The 16,761-nt window shown below is 70.6% G+C and carries 17 protein-coding genes; 7 read left to right on the plus strand and 10 right to left on the minus strand.

What is annotated here, in order from left to right:
* Positions 1–138: 138 nt before the first annotated feature.
* Both FB381_RS08810 and FB381_RS08815 read left to right on the plus strand, forming a co-directional pair.
* A complete protein-coding gene (locus tag FB381_RS08810) occupies positions 139–849 on the plus strand; it encodes an ABC transporter ATP-binding protein (RefSeq protein WP_141779937.1) in 711 nt (236 codons plus the stop codon).
* Positions 849–3,230, plus strand: a complete 2,382-nt coding sequence (locus FB381_RS08815) for an ABC transporter permease (RefSeq protein ID WP_141779938.1) — start codon at positions 849–851, stop codon at positions 3,228–3,230. The genes FB381_RS08810 and FB381_RS08815 overlap by 1 nt, the downstream gene beginning before the upstream one ends.
* 212 nt (positions 3,231–3,442) lie before the next feature.
* Here the strand turns inward: FB381_RS08815 and FB381_RS08820 are convergent, their stop codons facing one another.
* Positions 3,443–4,372, minus strand: coding sequence for a TerC family protein (locus tag FB381_RS08820; RefSeq protein ID WP_141779939.1), 930 nt, complete (start codon positions 4,370–4,372; stop codon positions 3,443–3,445).
* Positions 4,373–4,581: 209 nt separating this feature from the next.
* Between FB381_RS08820 and FB381_RS08825 the strand changes: the two genes are divergently transcribed.
* A complete protein-coding gene (locus tag FB381_RS08825) occupies positions 4,582–5,409 on the plus strand; it encodes a hypothetical protein (RefSeq protein ID WP_141779940.1) in 828 nt (275 codons plus the stop codon).
* A gap of 23 nt (positions 5,410–5,432) precedes the next feature.
* On the opposite strand, the gene FB381_RS08830 is transcribed toward FB381_RS08825, so the two are convergent.
* The 5 genes from FB381_RS08830 to FB381_RS08850 all read right to left on the minus strand — a co-directional run bounded on the left by FB381_RS08830 (position 5,433) and on the right by FB381_RS08850 (position 9,909).
* On the minus strand, positions 5,433–7,091 hold the full coding sequence (locus tag FB381_RS08830) for a copper resistance CopC/CopD family protein (protein ID WP_170225099.1): 1,659 nt from the start codon (positions 7,089–7,091) through the stop codon (positions 5,433–5,435).
* 41 nt (positions 7,092–7,132) lie between these two features.
* Positions 7,133–7,840, minus strand: coding sequence for a YcnI family copper-binding membrane protein (locus tag FB381_RS08835; protein WP_141779942.1), 708 nt, complete (start codon positions 7,838–7,840; stop codon positions 7,133–7,135).
* Between the two features lie 64 nt (positions 7,841–7,904).
* Positions 7,905–8,423: a cell division protein FtsQ gene (locus tag FB381_RS08840; protein WP_246088027.1), complete on the minus strand. Its 519-nt coding sequence runs from the start codon at positions 8,421–8,423 to the stop codon at positions 7,905–7,907.
* Between the two features lie 92 nt (positions 8,424–8,515).
* Positions 8,516–9,145 carry a CoA transferase subunit B gene (locus FB381_RS08845; protein ID WP_141779944.1) on the minus strand — a complete coding sequence of 210 codons (630 nt, stop codon included), beginning with the start codon at positions 9,143–9,145 and terminating at the stop codon, positions 8,516–8,518.
* Positions 9,145–9,909 (minus strand): CoA transferase subunit A, encoded by a 765-nt coding sequence (locus FB381_RS08850; protein WP_141779945.1) that lies wholly within the window; start codon positions 9,907–9,909, stop codon positions 9,145–9,147. Before FB381_RS08850 ends, FB381_RS08845 begins: the two co-directional genes overlap by 1 nt.
* A 128-nt stretch (positions 9,910–10,037) precedes the next feature.
* Between FB381_RS08850 and FB381_RS08855 the strand changes: the two genes are divergently transcribed.
* Entirely contained in the window at positions 10,038–10,841 is an 804-nt protein-coding gene (locus FB381_RS08855) for an IclR family transcriptional regulator (protein WP_141779946.1), read from the plus strand.
* Here the strand turns inward: FB381_RS08855 and FB381_RS08860 are convergent.
* Positions 10,804–11,844, minus strand: a complete 1,041-nt coding sequence (locus FB381_RS08860; RefSeq protein WP_246088028.1) for an LLM class flavin-dependent oxidoreductase — start codon at positions 11,842–11,844, stop codon at positions 10,804–10,806. The genes FB381_RS08855 and FB381_RS08860 overlap by 38 nt on opposite strands.
* 85 nt (positions 11,845–11,929) lie before the next feature.
* Between FB381_RS08860 and FB381_RS08865 the strand changes: the two genes are divergently transcribed.
* Complete coding sequence (locus FB381_RS08865; RefSeq protein WP_141779947.1) at positions 11,930–13,090, plus strand: SGNH/GDSL hydrolase family protein; 1,161 nt, start codon at positions 11,930–11,932, stop codon at positions 13,088–13,090.
* A 15-nt stretch (positions 13,091–13,105) separates the two neighbouring features.
* Here the strand turns inward: FB381_RS08865 and FB381_RS08870 are convergent, their stop codons facing one another.
* Positions 13,106–13,594, minus strand: coding sequence for an FBP domain-containing protein (locus FB381_RS08870; RefSeq protein WP_141779948.1), 489 nt, complete (start codon positions 13,592–13,594; stop codon positions 13,106–13,108).
* A gap of 55 nt (positions 13,595–13,649) precedes the next feature.
* On the opposite strand from FB381_RS08870, the gene FB381_RS08875 reads away from it, so the two are divergent.
* On the plus strand, positions 13,650–14,255 hold the full coding sequence (locus FB381_RS08875; protein ID WP_141779949.1) for a TetR-like C-terminal domain-containing protein: 606 nt from the start codon (positions 13,650–13,652) through the stop codon (positions 14,253–14,255).
* On the opposite strand, the gene FB381_RS08880 is transcribed toward FB381_RS08875, so the two are convergent.
* Complete coding sequence (locus FB381_RS08880; RefSeq protein ID WP_141779950.1) at positions 14,249–14,428, minus strand: hypothetical protein; 180 nt, start codon at positions 14,426–14,428, stop codon at positions 14,249–14,251. The two genes, FB381_RS08875 and FB381_RS08880, sit on opposite strands and share 7 nt — an antisense overlap.
* A 96-nt stretch (positions 14,429–14,524) precedes the next feature.
* A complete protein-coding gene (locus tag FB381_RS08885; RefSeq protein WP_141779951.1) occupies positions 14,525–15,103 on the minus strand; it encodes a carboxymuconolactone decarboxylase family protein in 579 nt (192 codons plus the stop codon).
* A 149-nt stretch (positions 15,104–15,252) separates the two neighbouring features.
* On the opposite strand from FB381_RS08885, the gene FB381_RS08890 reads away from it, so the two are divergent.
* Positions 15,253–16,722: a peptide MFS transporter gene (locus FB381_RS08890; protein WP_141779952.1), complete on the plus strand. Its 1,470-nt coding sequence runs from the start codon at positions 15,253–15,255 to the stop codon at positions 16,720–16,722.
* Positions 16,723–16,761: the final 39 nt, after the last annotated feature.

Raw genomic sequence — 16,761 nt, forward strand, 5'->3', positions numbered from 1 at the left:
GGTCGGGAACAGCCACGCGGTCCGCCTGAGCTAGGGGAAGACCCGGAGCCGACCCTTGCCGATCAACCCCAGGTCGTACGCCGGGATCAGCCCCCAGCCCGATGTGTGATGAGGCCTTGCGACGAGAGGCTTCGGAGCATGACACAGACCTCTGTTCCCACGATGACGGCCGCCGCCAGAGCGGTGGGCCTGACCAAGACCTACGGCAAGGGTGCCACCGAGGTGCACGCGCTGCGCGGCGTCGATCTGGAGATCCGACGCGGTGCGTTCACCGCGATCATGGGCCCGAGCGGTTCGGGCAAGTCGACGCTGATGCACTGCCTGGCCGGGCTCGACCGCCCCACCGGTGGCACGGTGATGGTCGCCGGGCAGCCGCTCGAGAATCTCGATGATGACCAGCTGACCGTCTTCCGGCGCGAGAACGTCGGGTTCGTCTTCCAGGCGTTCAACCTGCTCCCGATGCTCACCGCGGGGCAGAACATCCAGCTGCCGCTGGAGCTGGCCGGCAAGCGGGTCACCGACGAGACCCGTGCGCGGGCGCAGATGATCGCCGACACCCTCGGCATCGGGAAGCGGCTGGGCCACAAGCCGTCCGAGCTCTCCGGTGGCCAGCAGCAGCGGGTCGCGATCGCCCGCGCGCTGGTGACGCAGCCCGCGATCCTCTTCGCCGACGAGCCGACCGGCAACCTCGACTCCGAGACCTCGGCCGAGGTGCTCGACCACCTGCGTCGCAGTGTCCGTGAGCTCGGCCAGACGGTGGTCATGGTGACCCACGAGGCCTCTGCTGCTGCCTACGCCGACGAGGTCGTCACCGTGGTCGACGGGACCATCCAGGGAGTGACGCACTGATGCGGACGGTGCTGTTCGCATCGTTGCGGACCTACGCCCGTCGCTACGCGGCGGCGGTGGTCGCGGTGGTGGCCGCGGTCGCCCTGATCGTGGTGACCAACGCGCTCACCACAGCCACCAAGTCCGGCCTCCAGGCCGGCCTCGACGACCCGTTCGAGAACGCTGCCGGCGGCATCCAGCGCCCCAGCGACGAGACCGTCGAGAGCTATGTCGAGCAGGGTGGCTGGCCGATGGCCACGTCCTTCCAGCCGGTGCGCACCGAGACGAAGCAGGTCGGCGACCAGGTCTCGGTCGGCACGGTCTCCACCGAGAAGCGCTGGCAGTGGCAGAGCCTGGAGTCCGGCCGCTTCCCGACCGGCCCCGGCGAGGCTGTGGCCGATGCGGCCGCCGCCGAGGCCCAGAAGGTCTCCGTGGGCGACACGATCCGTGTCGGGTCGGGCACGAAGGCGCTCGAGCTCACCGTGGTCGGCCTCGTCGACGCACCGTCGATGTGGTCCTCCAACCTCTACGTCACCTGGCCCCAGATGCAGGAGTGGAACGGCGCGTACGTCCCCATGCTGCTCACCGCGTCGACCGGCTCGGCCGACGACGGGTGGAAGGCCTCGGGCGCGCTGGTCGACGAGCTCCAGAAGCAGCTCAACAACGAGATCGACGTGATCGCCTACATGGTGCTGATCTTCGCCGCGATCGCGCTGTTCGTCTCGGTGCTGGTCATCACCAACACCTTCACGATCCTCTTCGCCCAGCGGATGCGTGACTTCGCGCTGCTGCGGGCGATGGGCGCCACCAAGCGACAGGTGCTCCGCTCCGTACGCCGCGAGGCGCTCGCCCTCGGTGTGATGGCCTCGCTCGCGGGGCTGGTCGTCGGCACGCTCCTGGGCTGGGGGATCGTCGCGGTCGTCAGCCGGTTCGCCGAGAACGCGCCGCTGGGCGAGGTCTCCTACGAGTGGCCGTGGCTGGTCGGTGCGGCCGCGATCGGCATCCTGACGACGCTGGTCGCCTCCTGGCTGCCCACCCGCCGGCTGATGCGGCTGAGCCCGCTGGCGGCGCTGCGACCCCAGGAGGGTTTCGAGGCGCGCGGAGCCGGCAGGATCAGGCTCGGTCTGGGCGTAGCGGTGCTGCTGGTCGGCGTCGCGATGATCCTCCTCGCGATGGTGCTGGCCGAGGGCTTCGCCGGCCTGCTGGCCGTGATGGCCGGTGGCTCGATCGCGTTCGTCGGAGTGATGCTGCTCGGCCCCGCGCTGGTGCCGGGGCTGGTCCGCCTGGTCGGTCACGGCCTCGCCAGGCTCGTCGGCACCCCCGCCAAGCTCGCCTCGGCCAACGCCGGGCGCAACCCGAAGCGCACCGCGGCCACCGCAGCCTCACTGCTGGTCGGGGTCACCCTGACCACCGGCGTGCTCACCGGGATGAACACCATCCGCGGCGCCGTCTCCGACGACATGGAGCGTCAGCACCCGATCGACGCCGTGCTGCAGTCCGGGGCCGAGCCGATCGCCGCCGACGCGCTGCGAGACGTCAAGAAGGTCGACGGAGTCGCCGACGCGGTCGCCGTTCCTGGCGCCATGCCGAGCATCGAGCCCGTCGGCAAGGGGGAGAGCGCGCCGATGCCGCTGCCGGTGGTGGCGCCGCCGGCCAGCGACGTACCTCTGCAGAAGGTGAGCGTCGAGCCCGGCACCATCGTCCTCGGCTACGAGGCCGCCGACGAGCTCGTCGACGGCGACAAGGTGCGACTCACCCTCGAGGGTCGTTCGACCACGGTCAAGGTGGCTTTCGCGGATGTCGACGGGGCGGCTCGGATCTCCGCGGCGACACTCGCCGAGCTGACCCAGGACCCCAAGACGTACGCCATCTGGGTGCGTGCCACCGACAACGCCGATCCCGAGGAGCTGGGCGGCGCGCTGAGCGCGACCCTGCCTGACGCCGACCTCGCCAACGGCAAGGCCGACCGGGCATGGGTGGAGCTCCAGCTCGACGTGATGACCTGGTCGGTCGTGGGCCTGCTGGCGATCTCGGTGCTGATCGCGCTGGCCGGCATCGCCAACACCCTCGGCCTCTCGGTGCTCGAGCGTGGCCGTGAGCACGCGCTGCTGCGTGCGCTGGGGCTGACCCGCCGCCAGCTGCGGCGCACCCTGGCGGCCGAGGCGGTGCTGCTCTCCGCGGTCGCTGCCGTGGTCGGCACCGTGCTGGGCGTGTTCATCGCGTGGGGAGGCAGCGAGGTGCTGCTCAGCGAGGTCCTCAGCACGGGTGCTCAGTTCGACCCGCCGGTGCTGCAACTGATCGGTGTGGTCGTGGTGGCCGGCCTCGCGGGGCTCGTCTCCTGCGTCGTGCCCTCCAGGCGAGCCACCAAGGTCAGCCCAGCCGAGGGGCTCGCGCTGGACTGACACGGAATGGACGATGTGTTGGTCTCGACACGGACTCGCTCGTTCCTCACGAGTCCGGCTCGACCGACGGGTGTGCCCGTCGGTCGAGCCGCCGGAGCCGCTAGGCGACCGAGCGAGGCCGACCGGCGAGCGTGCTCGTCCGGTTGTGCCGAGCGAGGGAGCCCCTGAGCGAAGCGAGGGTGGCGGAGGCGTGTCGAGACCAACACATCCGGCTATGCGTCCGAGCTCTCCAGGACCTCGTTCTCGCTCTCCCTGCGCGCGGAGGCGATCAGGCTGGTGGTGACGGTGACGGCGAGGATGGCGACGATGACCACCAGCGAGAGCCAGGTCGGCACGACCGGCACGCCGTCCCAGTGGCCGTGGGCCCAGTGCAGGCCGAGCTTGACGCCGATGAAGGCGAGGATCCCGGCCAGGCCGTAGGAGAGATGGGCCAGCTTGGCCAGGGCGCTCTCCAGCACGAAGTAGAGCGCCCGCAGCCCGAGCAGGGCGAAGGCGTTGGTGGCGAAGACGAGGTAGGGGTCACCGGTGATGCCGTAGACGGCCGGCACCGAGTCGACGGCGAAGACGATGTCGGCGGCGAAGATGGCCAGCACCACGATCGCCATCGGCTTCAGGCCGATCTTGCGGCCCAGGCGTACGGCCAGCATCTCGTCGGGGTCCACCGACTGCTCGTGCCCCTGGACGGCCTCGATGAAGAGCTTCACGGCGGTGGCGACGAGGATCACGCCGAAGAGGAGGAAGACGAAGTCCCACCTCGACAGTGCGGCGGCGCCGAGCGCGATGAAGATGCCGCGCAGCACCAGCGCACCGACGATGCCGAAGAGCAGCACCTTCTGCTGGAGCTGCCGTGGCACCGCGAACGCGGCGAGCAGCAGCATGAAGACGAACAGGTTGTCGACGCTGAGCGACTTCTCGACGATGTAGCCGGTGTAGTACTCGAAGCCGGTCTGGCTGCCGTGGGTGGTCCAGACCCAGACGCCGAAGGCGAGGGGCAGGGCGATGTAGAAGGCCGACCAGCCCAGGGCCTCCTTCATGGAGACCTCGTGAGGGCGCCGGGTCAGGACGAAGTCGAGGGCGATCAGTGCCGTGACGGCAGCGATGGTGACCGCCCACAGGGTGGGCGTGGCGATGGTGTCGAGCATGCAGGATCCTCAGGCGTGTCGAACGTCTGAGGTCTCCCTCACCTCTGGCTGAACCCGAGGCGTCCTCCGGGTCGGTGGTGGCACCGACGTACTGACCGGAGAGAGCTTGATGAGGTACTCCCCTCGAGGAGAAGCGTATCGGTTCGATGGTCGAGATGCCGCATGGCGGTCCAGATGGCCGGGGCCCACCCGTATGGCACCCTTGCCCCGTGCGCGTCGGAATAGCTGCTGTGGTCGTGAGCCTCGGTCTGGCCATCACCTTGATCTCCTGCGGTGGCGAGCCGGAGGCCGACAAGCCCGCCGCGCCGGCGGAGGTGGCGACCGTGGTGACCGCGATCAAGGGTGCCGACGGCACCGCGGCCTCGGTCGGCGGCTACGCCATCAGTGACGTCAGCCTGCCCGCGAAGGCCGGCGAGCCCGGCACGATGAGCTTCCGGATCACCAAGGACGGCAAGGGCGTCACCGACTACATCGAGGAGCAGACCAAGGACCTCCACCTCTACGTCGTACGCGACGACCTGGAGGTCTTCCGGCACGTGCACCCGACGCAGGGCGACGACGGCGCCTGGTCCGGTGACCTGATGCTCCCGGCCGGTGGCACCTACCGGGTGGTCGCCGAGTTCGCGGCCAAGACGCCCGACGGCAAGGGCGAGCAGGCGATGCTCGGCGCGACGGCGAAGGTTGCCGGAAAGACCGACGTGGAGGTGCCCGGCTCCGAGGACGGCACCTTGATCGCCGCGCTCGAGAAGACCCCGAAGCCCGGGATCGACCAGGAGATCGGGGTGCTGCTGAGCGACCCGGCGGGCAAGCCGGTCAACCTCGGCACCTATCTCGGTGTCTACGCGCACGTGACCGCGTTCAGCCGCGAGACGGGTGAGGTGATCCACCTGCACCCGCTCGGCGGTCCGGAGAACGGGAAGAACGGCACCCGCCTCGGCATCCATGTGAAGCCGCCGAAGGCGGGTGACTACGTGTTCTTCGTGCAGGCGCGCGTCGACGGGATGGTCCACACGCTCCGGTTGCCCGTCACCGTCTGAGGCGCTGACCGCTCGGGCTCCCGCTACCGGACCGAGAACTTCACCAGCCCCAGCGGGCTCTCGAACTCGTCGAGCCGCAGCCCGATCGTCGCCTCCCATGTGCCCGGCTTCGGCAGCACGACCTTCGCCTCCCAGGTGCCGGCATCGACCGAGGTGAGGGGCTGGTCGCCGAGGTCGACGTCGCCCGACCTCAGCTTGGCGGTCGGGATGGCGCTGGCCTCGACGGGTTCGCCGGCGGCGTCCTGGATCTGCAGGCGCAGCACGTTGGGCCCCGGTCCGCCGGGGGTCAGGGTGGCATAGACGCGATGGTCGTCGCCGAGCTCGGCAGCCCGGGTGGTGCTCTGCGCGACCGCGGTCGAGCCGGCACCGGTGGACCCCTCGCCCGCCTGGGGCGGCTTGTCGACCAGGAAGCCGGTCACCGCGAGCACCACGACCAGCACCCCGGCCTCCATCATGACGGCCCTGCGCAGCACGGAGCCGGCGGCGACGGTGTCGTCGTGACCGGCCGCGTCGCGCACCCGGGGGAGCACCAGCAGCCGGTTGCCGGCCGCCATCACCGCGACGGCCACGACCAGGGCGACCTTCGTCATCAGCAGGGTGCCGTAGGTGCTGTTGAGGAGGTTGTCCCACGAGCCGAGGATGCGCCAGCCCATCAGCACGCCCGAGGCCGCGAGGGCGGCCAGGGAGCCGGCAGCCAGGGTGGAGAACCGGGTGACGATCTCGGCCGAGACCGCGCCGCGCCTGGTGATCAGCGGGAGCGTCAGGGCGAGGCCCACCAGGCCGCCCAGCCACAGCGCGCCGGCGATCAGGTGGACGATGTCGGTGGAGGTGACCAGCCAGGTCGGCACGACGGCACGGGAGTGGCCGACCAAGGCCGGTGAGCAGATCGCGACCAGCACGGCGACCGCGGCCGGTCGTGGCCGGTCACGCAGCGCGAGCGCGGCCGCGATGCCGAGCACCCCCACGAGCGCGCTGAGCCACTCCTTGCCGACGGTGGCCGGCGACCAGGCGTCGAAGGTGAAGATCGCCCCCGGGCCGCTCTCGCTCTGCAGCGCGCCGCTGGCCGGCGCGAGGAGCACCAGCGCAGCCACCGCGACCATGCCGGCGACGATCTGCACGCGTTGCACCCGCGCCGTGGCGCGGTCGGGCACCCGGTGGTCACCGATCATCAGCGCGCGGAACCAGATCAGTCCGGCGACCAGCAGCAGCGCGGCGTACTGGACGAACTGGAGCACCCCGTGGAGCACCGCGGTCGCGGTCGAGGGAGCGGTCGACGGGGGCGGCGCGACGCTGAGGCTCGGCGCGCCTACGGCGAAGGTCAGCGACCCCGAGATGGGGTGGCCGTCGTTGGAGACGACCCGCCAGGCGACGACGTAGCTGCCGTCTCCGAGGCTGCTCGCCTCCGGGAGGGCGACCTTCATCTCGGTGCCGCCGGCGCTCGCCTCGGAAGCCACCTCCTCGCCCTTGGCGTCGTAGACGGTGACGCCCTTGGGCGGCAGCGTGACGCCCTCGTCGAAGGTGAAGACGACCTCGTCGGGCGCGGCCTCGAGCACCGCGCCCTCCTCGGGGTTCGTGCCGATCAGGCTCGCGTGCGCCTGGGCGGGGGAGATGCTGAGCAGGACGGCGTACGCCGCGGCAGCGAGCACCACCAGCAGCCGCCCCAGGGCGCGCCGGCCCGGCACCCGAACGAGGGGAGGTCCGAGCCGGCGCGTCAGGGAAGCAGTCACGCCTTACGACGCCCCAGCGCGAGGGCGGTCGAGCCCGCGATCAGCCCGAGGATCCCGGCGCCGGCTCCGACACCGCCCCACAGGTTGCCGTCACTCTTCTTCTCCGCGGCCGGCGCGGACTCCGCATCGTCGTGGGAGGCTGCCGAGGCACCGTGGGCGTCCTCGGCGACGGCCTCGGTGATCTCGAAGGCGGGTGCAGGGCTCTCGGGCTCCTCCGTGGAGCCCTCGGGGGCCTCCTCGACCCAGGCGGTCTCGCCCTTCTCGCAGGTCTGGACGACCGGGAAGGCGAGAGTGGTGCCTTCCTCGTCGGGCAGCTGCAGGGAGACCTCGAAGGCGTCGCGCTGGCCGTCGGGCAGCGGCGTCTTCGCGGTGTAGACGACGGTGGCGTCGCGCTCGGTGAGCTTGTTGCCGTGGGCGTCCTCGATCGGCTTGTCGAGCTTCTCGGTGGTCACCTTGACGTCGTAGAACGGCTGCCGCGTGGGCGTCACGTCGTTGATCCCCTCGGGGACCTTGATGGTGAACTGCTTGCTGGGTGAGCCTTCGCAGCCGTGGCCGGCGCTGAAGGTCAGCACGGTGTAGGCACCGGCCGCCGTCTCCGACGGGGTGACCGTGACGTGGGCGGAGGCCGGAGCGACGGCGAGCAGGGTGATCGCCGCGGCAGCGGCAGCGGGCGCGCCGAGGCGCGCGAGGGTGCGTCGAGACATGGGGTTGTGCTTTCTGTGAGGCCCCGATCGTGACGGGGCGCTTGCTGTGTGGGTCGGTCGGTGCTCAGGCGAGCGCCGGCGGCCCACGTCCAGCAGCGACGTACGTCCACAGAGCGGTGCGCGGCACGACCGGCTGCGCGTGCGGGAGGGCCCGGGCGGCGATGACAGGTCGTGGCAGCGAGAACCGTTGGGCGACGACCCGCCAGGCGCGGCGGTGCAGCAGCCACACGACCACGGTGAGCACCGCGGCCGCCGCGTGCGCGACCAGCATCGGTGAGCCGCTGCCTCCGGCATGCCCGTGGGCGGCCGGGGCCGCGTACGCCTCGAACGACTCGTGCATCGCGAGCTGCGCCGCTCCGGCGAGGAGGGCGCCCGGGATGACCCCGAGGCGCCGCTGCAGCACGACGACTCCGACGCTGAAGACCGCGAAACCTGTCGCGACCAGCCACAACGCATCCGGCAGCTGTCCGCCGCCGGCCAGGTGGGCCAGGCTCGACCCGGTGGTGATCTCGATCGCCGCGAGCAGCGCGAGCCACACGCTCCCGCGCGTCGGCCTCACCACCCTCAGCTCCACGCCGGACATTCTGACAGAGATGCCGAGAAGTCACTCCTGCAGGCCGAGAGGTCACCCCGGTGACCTCTCGGCCTGCAGGAGTGACTTCTCGGCCCTTGGGGTCAGTCGAGCACCGGCGGCTCGGTCTTCTCCCTCACCTCGTCGAGGGTGACGCCCGGGGCGAGCTCGACCAGCCGCAGCCCGTCGGGGGTGATGTCGAGGACGCACAGGTCGGTGATGATCCGCTGCACGACGCCGAGGCCGGTGTAGGGCAGCGAGCACTCCTCGACGATCTTGTAGGAGCCGTCGCGGGCGACGTGCTCCATCAGGATGACGACCTTCTTCGCGCCGTGGACGAGGTCCATCGCGCCGCCCATGCCCTTGACCATCTTGCCGGGGATCATCCAGTTGGCCAGGTCGCCGTTGACGGCCACCTGCATGGCGCCGAGGATCGCGCAGTCGATCTTGCCCCCGCGGATCATCCCGAAGCTCATCGCGGAGTCGAAGAAGCTCGCGCCGTTGCGTACGGTCACGGTCTCCTTGCCGGCGTTGATCAGGTCGGGGTCGACGGCGTCCTCGGTCGGGTAGGCCCCGGTGCCGAGGATGCCGTTCTCGCTCTGCAGCACCAGCTCGACGTCGTCGGGGACGTAGTTGGGCACCAGCGTCGGCAGTCCGATGCCGAGGTTGACGTAGTCGCCGTCGGCGAGCTCGGTGGCGGCCCGCGCCGCCATCTCTTCACGTGTCCAGGACATCAGCGGACCGTCCTCTTCTCGATGCGCTTCTCGGCGGCCTGCTCGGGCGTCAACGGCACCACGCGGTGGACGTAGACACCGGGCAGGTGCACCTCGTTGGGTTCGAGCTCGCCGGGCTCGACGAGCTCCTCGACCTCCACGATCGTGACCTGACCGGCCATCGCGGCGAGGGGGTTGAAGTTGCGGGCGGAGTCCTTGAAGACCAGGTTGCCGTGGCGGTCGCCCTTCCACGCGCGGATCACGCCGAAGTCGGCGAGGATCGCCTCCTCGAGCACGAACTCCTGCTCGCCGTCACGCGTCTCGAAGGTCATCAGCGGCTTCACCGGGGAGGTCTTGATGACGTTGCCCGCGTCGTCGTACTTCCACGGCAGCCCGCCCTGCGCGACCTGCGTGCCGACGCCGGCGCGGGTGTAGAAGGCGGCGATGCCGGAGCCGCCGGCGCGCATCCGCTCGGCGAGGGTGCCCTGCGGGTTGAGCTCGACCTCGAGATCGCCGCCCAGATACTGGCGCGCGAACTCCTTGTTCTCACCGACGTAGGAGGCGACGACCCGGCGCAGGCGCCCGGCGCCGAGCAGGAGACCCAGGCCCCAGTCGTCGACACCGGCGTTGTTGGAGACCACCTCGAGGTCGGTCGTGCCGGCCTCGAGGATGGCGTTGATGAGCACCGAGGGGATGCCGCACAGCCCGAACCCGCCGACCGTGAGGGTCGCTCCGTCCGGGATGTCCGCGACCGCCTCGGCGGCTGAGGAGATGACCTTGTCCATGCTGTTCAGTCAAGAATGACGCGGCCGATCGGTCAATAGATGATCGCGGTTTCACGCTTGATCTTTCGATCACTGACCTCTTCGGCGCAACTGCGTCCACTCAGTGGACGTCGCATATCGTACGTTGCATGGCACCCGGTCCCGGCGCGACTCAGCTCGGCGCGAACCAACCCAGCGTGGTCCGCCGCAGTGCGACCCTCCTGAGGCTGCTCGCCGCGCGCGAGCCGGAGGGAGCGATGACCACGCGGCTCGCGACGGCCGCAGCCATCCCGCGCCCGACGGCCCATCGGCTGCTGAGCGCTCTTCAGGAGGAGGGCCTGGTGGAGCGCGACAACGGCACGGGTGCGTGGCACCTGGGTCCGGAGTGCTTCCTGCTCGGCGCGGCCGCGACGACGCGTCACGACATCACCCCGGCCGCCCGCGCGGTGGTGCTGCGCATCGCCCAGGAGACGGGGGAGAGTGCGTTCTTCTCGATCCGGCGCGGTGACGAGACGGTGTGCGTGCTGCGTGAGGACGGCAGCTTCCCGATCCGGTCGCACGTGCTCCACGAAGGGATCCGGTTCCCGCTGGGCGTCGCCTCGGCCGGGCTGGCGATCCTGGCGTTCCTGCCGGAGGCTCGGCGCGAGGCCTATCTGGCCCGCGTCGACCTCACCGCCGGCTACGGCGAGGAGCACTCGGCGGCAGCCCTGCGCGAGCGTGTCAGTGCCACCCGAGAGCTCGGTTTCGCGGTCAACCCAGGTCTCATCGTGGTCGGCAGCTGGGGCCTGGGGGCGGCGGTCTTCGACGCCCACGGGCAGCCCTACGCAGCGTTGAGCATCACGGGCATCGAGGCTCGCCTCGCGCCACCGCGTCAGGCCGAGCTCGGCCGCCTCCTGCTGGAGGCGGCGCACACGCTCAGCTCCGGGTCGGGGCCGGCGTCCGGCTCGTCATGACCTGCGTCGTCATCGGCGTCGTCATGATCCCGGCGAGCGCGGCATCGGAGGCGAGCTGGGCGTCGCGGTCGAAGGTGGAGGTGAAGGTGAGGAGCTCCTCGGCACCGGTCCTCTCGGCCAGCCGGTCGAGACGGCTGCGTACGCTCGCGGGCGAGCCGGCCGTGGTGCGCGCGAGATGCGCCTCGACCCGCTCGCGCACCTGGTTCGGCCAGGCCTGATCCCGGATCGTGCCCACCGGCTCGAGCGCACCGAACTCGCCGGTCTGCCGCGACCGCGCCATCGCCCACGCCTCGGGCAGCGCGAGGTCGCGCGCCTCGGCGTCGGTGTCGGCGACGAGCACGTCGACGGAGACCGTCACCGACGGCTCGGGCGCACGCGCGGAGGGCCGGAAGTCGTTGCGATACGCCTCGAGCAGCTCACCCAGCGAGGGGCTGTCGAGCATCGGACCGCCCACGACGACCGGCAGGCCCAGCTGCGCCGCGAGCGCGAGCCCTCGGCCGGTGGCGAGCACGAAGATCGGGATCTGTCGCTCGGTCGCCGGCCGGGCGGTGACGGCCCCGGTGCCGTCGAGGTAGTCGCGGAGCTCGCCGATGTCGTCGGCGAAGGTGTCGGGCTCGTCGCGCTCGTGCCGCAGCGCGCGGCGTACCGGAGCGGTGAAGCCCAGGCTGCGGCCCAGGCCGAGATCGATCCGGCCGGGGTAGAGCGCGTCGAGCATCAGGAACTGCTCGGCCACGACCAGCGGCTGGTGGTGCGGCAGCATCACCCCACCCGACCCGAGCCTGATCGTCGACGTGTGCGCGCCGAGCGCACCGATCAGCACCGGCGGCGCGCCCGAGGCGATGCCGGGCACCGCATGGTGCTCGGCCACCCAGAACCGGTGATAGCCGAGCCGCTCGGCCGCCACCGCCCGTTCGATCGTATGGGTCAGCGCGGCACCCTCGGGACAGCCCACCCGGGTGCGCGAACGGTCGAGCATCGAGAGCCTCACCTCAGGTGCAACCACGCCGGGGTCCCGACCCTTCCCGGCCGCGTGATTGCATGGCCTCACTGCGAGAGGCGGGCCGACGATGACCGGTGGAGGCGACCAGATGCGTGAGCATGCTCTCGACGGCGGGATCGTCCGCGGTGCCGCCGAGCTGACGCTGACCGAGCGTGGATGGCTTCCGCACCGGCTGCCGCCCGCCGCCCGCGCGCAGTGCGACGATCCGCAGCTGCTCTCGGCCGAGGCCCAGCCGGCCGGCGTACGTCTCGCGTTCCGCACGAGCGCCACGACGGTCGAGCTCGACCTGCTGCGCACCCGCGCCGTCATCGTCGGGGTGCCCGACCGCCCCGACGGGAAGGTCGACCTGCGCGTCGACGGCAGGCTCACGCGGAGCGTGAGCACCACGGGCGGCGGCGTGATGCGCGCCGATCTCGCGACCGGGTCGTCGTCGTTCGAGCCAGGACCGGTCGGCACCGTACGTTTCGAGGATCTGCCCGCGCACCAGAAGAGCATCGAGATCTGGCTGCCGCACTACGAGCGCATCGAGCTGGTCGCGCTGCGCACCGATGCACCGATCTCGCCGCTGCCGTCAGGGGAACGGCGGGTGTGGCTGCACCACGGCAGCTCGATCAGCCAGGGCTCCAACGCCGCCAGCCCCAGCACCACCTGGACCGCGCTGGCCGCGGCGAGCGGCGATCTCGACCTGGTCAGCCTCGGGTTCGCGGGCAGCGCGATGCTCGACCCCTACACGGCTCGCGCGATGCGCAACACCGCCGCCGACCTCCTCAGCGTCAAGATCGGCATCAACCTGGTCAACGCCGACCTCATGCGGCAGCGCGCCTTCGGGCCGGCGGTGCACGGCTTCCTCGACACCATCCGTGACGGCCACCCCGACAAGCCGTTGGTCGTGATCGGTCCGGTGCACTGCCCGATCCACGAAGACACCCCTGGCCCGGGAGCCTTCGACCCGGAGGCGCTGCAGGCGGGGGAGGTGCGGTTCATCGCGACCGGCGACCCCGCCGAGGTGGCGGGCGGCCGGCTCAGCCTGGCGGTGATCCGCCGCCGGCTCGCCGAGATCGTCAGCGGCCGGATGGCCGGAGACCCCAACCTGCACTATCTCGACGGTCTCGAGCTCTACGGTCCCGGCGACCACGACGCCCATCCGCTTCCCGACAACCTCCACCCTGACGCTGCGACCCACGAGCTGATGGCCGCCCGCTTCGCCGATGCGGTGTTCGGTGAGTCGGCGCCCTTCGGTCCGCGCTGAGTCTCCGACGGGTTCCTAGGCAGGTCGCAGCACCCGCGCGACAAACGAGTCGAGGTTGCCGAGCAGGCGGTCGACCTTCTGCTCGACGCTGAGCGTCTCCTGGAGGATCAGGGTGTCGGCGACCTTGCGCTTGCCGCGCGCCTTGAGGGAGCAGTCGAGGTCGGTGCAGATGTAGGTGCCGACCGAGTTGCCGTCCTGCCCGGAGCGACCGGCACGCGAGGCGACCAGCAGCGAGACGTCACCGACGGTCGCACACAGCGCGCACATCGTCTTCCGTGCTCCGCGCGCCTGGCGCGATGCCCGTAGCGCGACGCCGCAGAGCCTGCCGTCGTGCTCGGTGACGAGATAGCTGTTCTGCGGGGCTTTCGGGTCCCGCCAGCCGAGGTAGTCGAGGTCTTCCCAGGGGCGTTCGGCCAGGTCAGCGGGGAGATTGAGGCGCTTGGTCGCACCCTTGGTGAGGTTGACGAAGCTGGAGCGTACGTCGGTCTCGGTCAGCGGCTTCATGCCATCGATGCTAGGTTTCCTACAACCGTTAGGCAATTCGTTATCGGGAGGTTCGATGGGGCGTCCAGGCCTGAACCGCGCCGCCGTGATCGCGGCGGCCGCCGACCTGGCCGACGACCTCGGCTTCGACGCGGTGACCATCTCCGTGCTCGCCCGGCACCTCGGCGTCAGATCGCCGACCCTCTACTCCCATGTCTCGGGCGCCACCGATCTCCGCACCGCCGTCACCGCTCACGTGCTCCACGAGCTCGCCGACGCCACGAGCGCTGCCACGGCCGCGGGGGAGGGCCGCGACCTCCTCGTCGCGTTCGCCGACGCCATCCGCGACTTCGCCCGCCGCTCGCCCGGCCGCTACGACGCCACCACCCGCCAGCGCATCCCCGTCGCGCCTGAGGTGGCACCGGGCTCGGTGGCCGAAGCGATCACCGCCGGGCGCCGCAACGCCGACATCGCCCTGAGGGTGGTCCGCAGCTACGGCGTGCCCGAGGCCGGCGAGACGTACGCCGTCCGGCTGATGTCCAGCCTCGTCCACGGCTACATCACCCTCGAGATCGCCGGCAGCTTCGCCCACAGCGACCCCTCGAGCGAGACGACCTGGCCCGACGTGCTCGACGACCTCGACCGCATCCTCCAAGGAGCCGTGGCCGCGCGGCGTCACTGATCGGGCGATGACGGTGATCCGCGATCCACCCGGCGTCCTCGGACGAGCCGGCCGACGCCGCCCCACAGTGCGTGGAACGGGTGCGCGGCGGGCCGCGGGGCGTTGATGGGGTGCAGGGACCACGGGTCCTTGGTCTTCAGGGTCTGCTGTGCGGTGAAGTCGTCGAAGTACATAGGACAAGCATCGCGCCGCTCACCGCTTCGGAGGAGTGGCAGGAATGACATTATGAGATCGAATCCTGCCACCTGTTCGAGGACCCTGGGCCGACGTCATCCGGGCGTACGCCCCCACCGGATCGCCGAGCGCACAGCCGGATCCAGGGTGTCGGTGAGAGCCGGGTCCGGCCGGGCTCCGAGGGCGTCGTTGATGCTGGAGAAGGCCGTGCGCAGCCCGGCGAAGACGGTGAGAGCCATGATCTGGGCGTCGCTGATCCCGACATCACGCAGCCGCTGCACGTCGCCCGGTGTCGTGCTGCCGGGGGAGCGGGCGACGGTGCGGGCCCAGTCGGCCAGCGCTCGTTCGCGTTCGCTGAACGGCTCCTCGTCGCCGGTGAGTGCTGCGATCGCCGTCTGCGGGTCGGTCCAGTCGGTCAGGCGTCTGCCCCACGCGACGGCACAGTAGGAGTCGCCGATCGCCGCTGCTTGCGCGATGACGATCACGGCTCGGTCGCGAGATGTCAGGCCTGCTGCCTCGGCGGAGGACGCGAACAGCCCCACCAGCTGTTCCTTGGCCTCCGGCAGATGTGCCCACAGCCGGGTGAGGTCCCAGACGTAGCCGTCGTCGGCCACGTCCGCGGCGTACAGCCTCTCCTGCCCGACGCTCGGCACGGGCTCCTCCAAGAAGGTCACGCGCTCAGCACATCGCCGATCGGGGCACGACCGCTGTCGTGATGCCGCACTTCCCTGGTGTTGGGGAAGGCGGCTGCGATCACGGCCGCAGGCGGCGCTCCACTGTCCGCGATTTGGGCAAACGAGCGTGCGCTTGTGAGCCTGTTGCAATGAGTCAACTGAAAAGTGAGGGCGCCGCCGGAGACCCCGGCGAGCGGACTTTCCTGGGCCAGCCACGCGTACTGGCCAATCTGTTCGGGGTCGAGCTGTGGGAGCGGTTCAGCTTCTATGGCATGCAGGGCATCCTGGCGATCTACCTCTACTACTCCGCGTCCCAGGGCGGCCTGGGGATCAGCGAGTCGGTCGCACTCGGCATCGTCGGCGCCTACGGCGGTGCGGTCTACCTCTCGACGATCGTCGGGGCGTGGGTCGCCGACCGCCTGCTCGGCTCGGAGCGTACGCTCTTCGCCTCTGCCTGCCTGGTCGTCGCCGGTCACGTCGGCCTGGCACTGATCCCAGGCATCGCCGGTGTCGGGGTCGGCCTCGTGCTCGTCGCGCTCGGTTCGGGTGGTGTGAAGGCCAACGCCTCCTCCCTGGTCGGCACGTTGTACGCCGCCGATGACGAGCGCCGCGACGCCGGGTTCTCCATCTTCTACATGGGCATCAACATCGGTGGTCTCGTGGGGCCGCTGCTGACCGGTCTGCTGCAGAAGCAGTGGGGCTTCCACTTCGGGTTCGGGCTGGCCGCGATCGGCATGATCCTCGGCCTGGTCCAGTACACCCTCGGGCGCCGTGCCCTCCCCGACGCCAGCCGCGTCGTCCCCAACCCGCTGCCCGCCTCCGAGCGTGGTCGCTGGATCGCCATCGCCGTCGTCGCCGTGGTGGCGATCGTGGTGCTCTGCCTGACCGGGGTCATCACGGCGCCCCGACTGGCCAACATCGTGATCGGCGTCAGCGTCGTCGCCGCGATCGCGCTCTTCGCGGTCATCCTGCTCAGCGGCCACATCAGTGCCGTCGAGCGCAGCCGGGTGTGGGCGATGGTGCCGCTGTTCGTCGCCTCGGCGGTGTTCTGGTCGCTCTACCAGCAGCAGTTCACCGTGATGGTCGTCTACTCCGACCAGCGTCTGGACCGCGACATCTTCGGCTGGGAGATGCCGGTCTCGTGGGTCAACTCGATCAACCCGGTCTTCATCATCCTGCTCGCCGGCGTCTTCGCGGCCGTGTGGACCAAGCTCGGCTCCCGTCAGCCGGCGACGCCGGTGAAGTTCGCGATGAGCACCATCGTGATGGGCCTCGCGTTCTGGACGTTCCTGCTGATGCCGAGCGGCGAGCACTCGGTGCCGCTCCTCGGCCTGGTGCTGATCCTGCTCCTGTTCACCCTCGCTGAGCTGCTGCTCTCCCCGGTGGGCCTCTCGGTGGCCACCAAGCTCGCTCCCGAGCGTTTCCAGACCCAGATGATGGCGCTGTTCTTCCTCTCGGTCGCTCTCGGCACCGCGATGTCGGGGCGTCTGGCCGAGTTCTACGACGTCACGAACGACGGCCCGTTCTTCTGGTGGGTCGGGCTCGCGTCGATCGTCGTCGGCGTGCTGCTGCTGGTCGGCAACCGGCCCATCCGCAAGCTGATGGCGGGCGTGCACTGACCACGATCCGCCCGTCGGTCCGCCGCGATGGTGGGCCGA

It is taken from the genome of Nocardioides albertanoniae, from assembly GCF_006716315.1.
In the GTDB taxonomy this organism is placed as follows: domain Bacteria; phylum Actinomycetota; class Actinomycetes; order Propionibacteriales; family Nocardioidaceae; genus Nocardioides; species Nocardioides albertanoniae.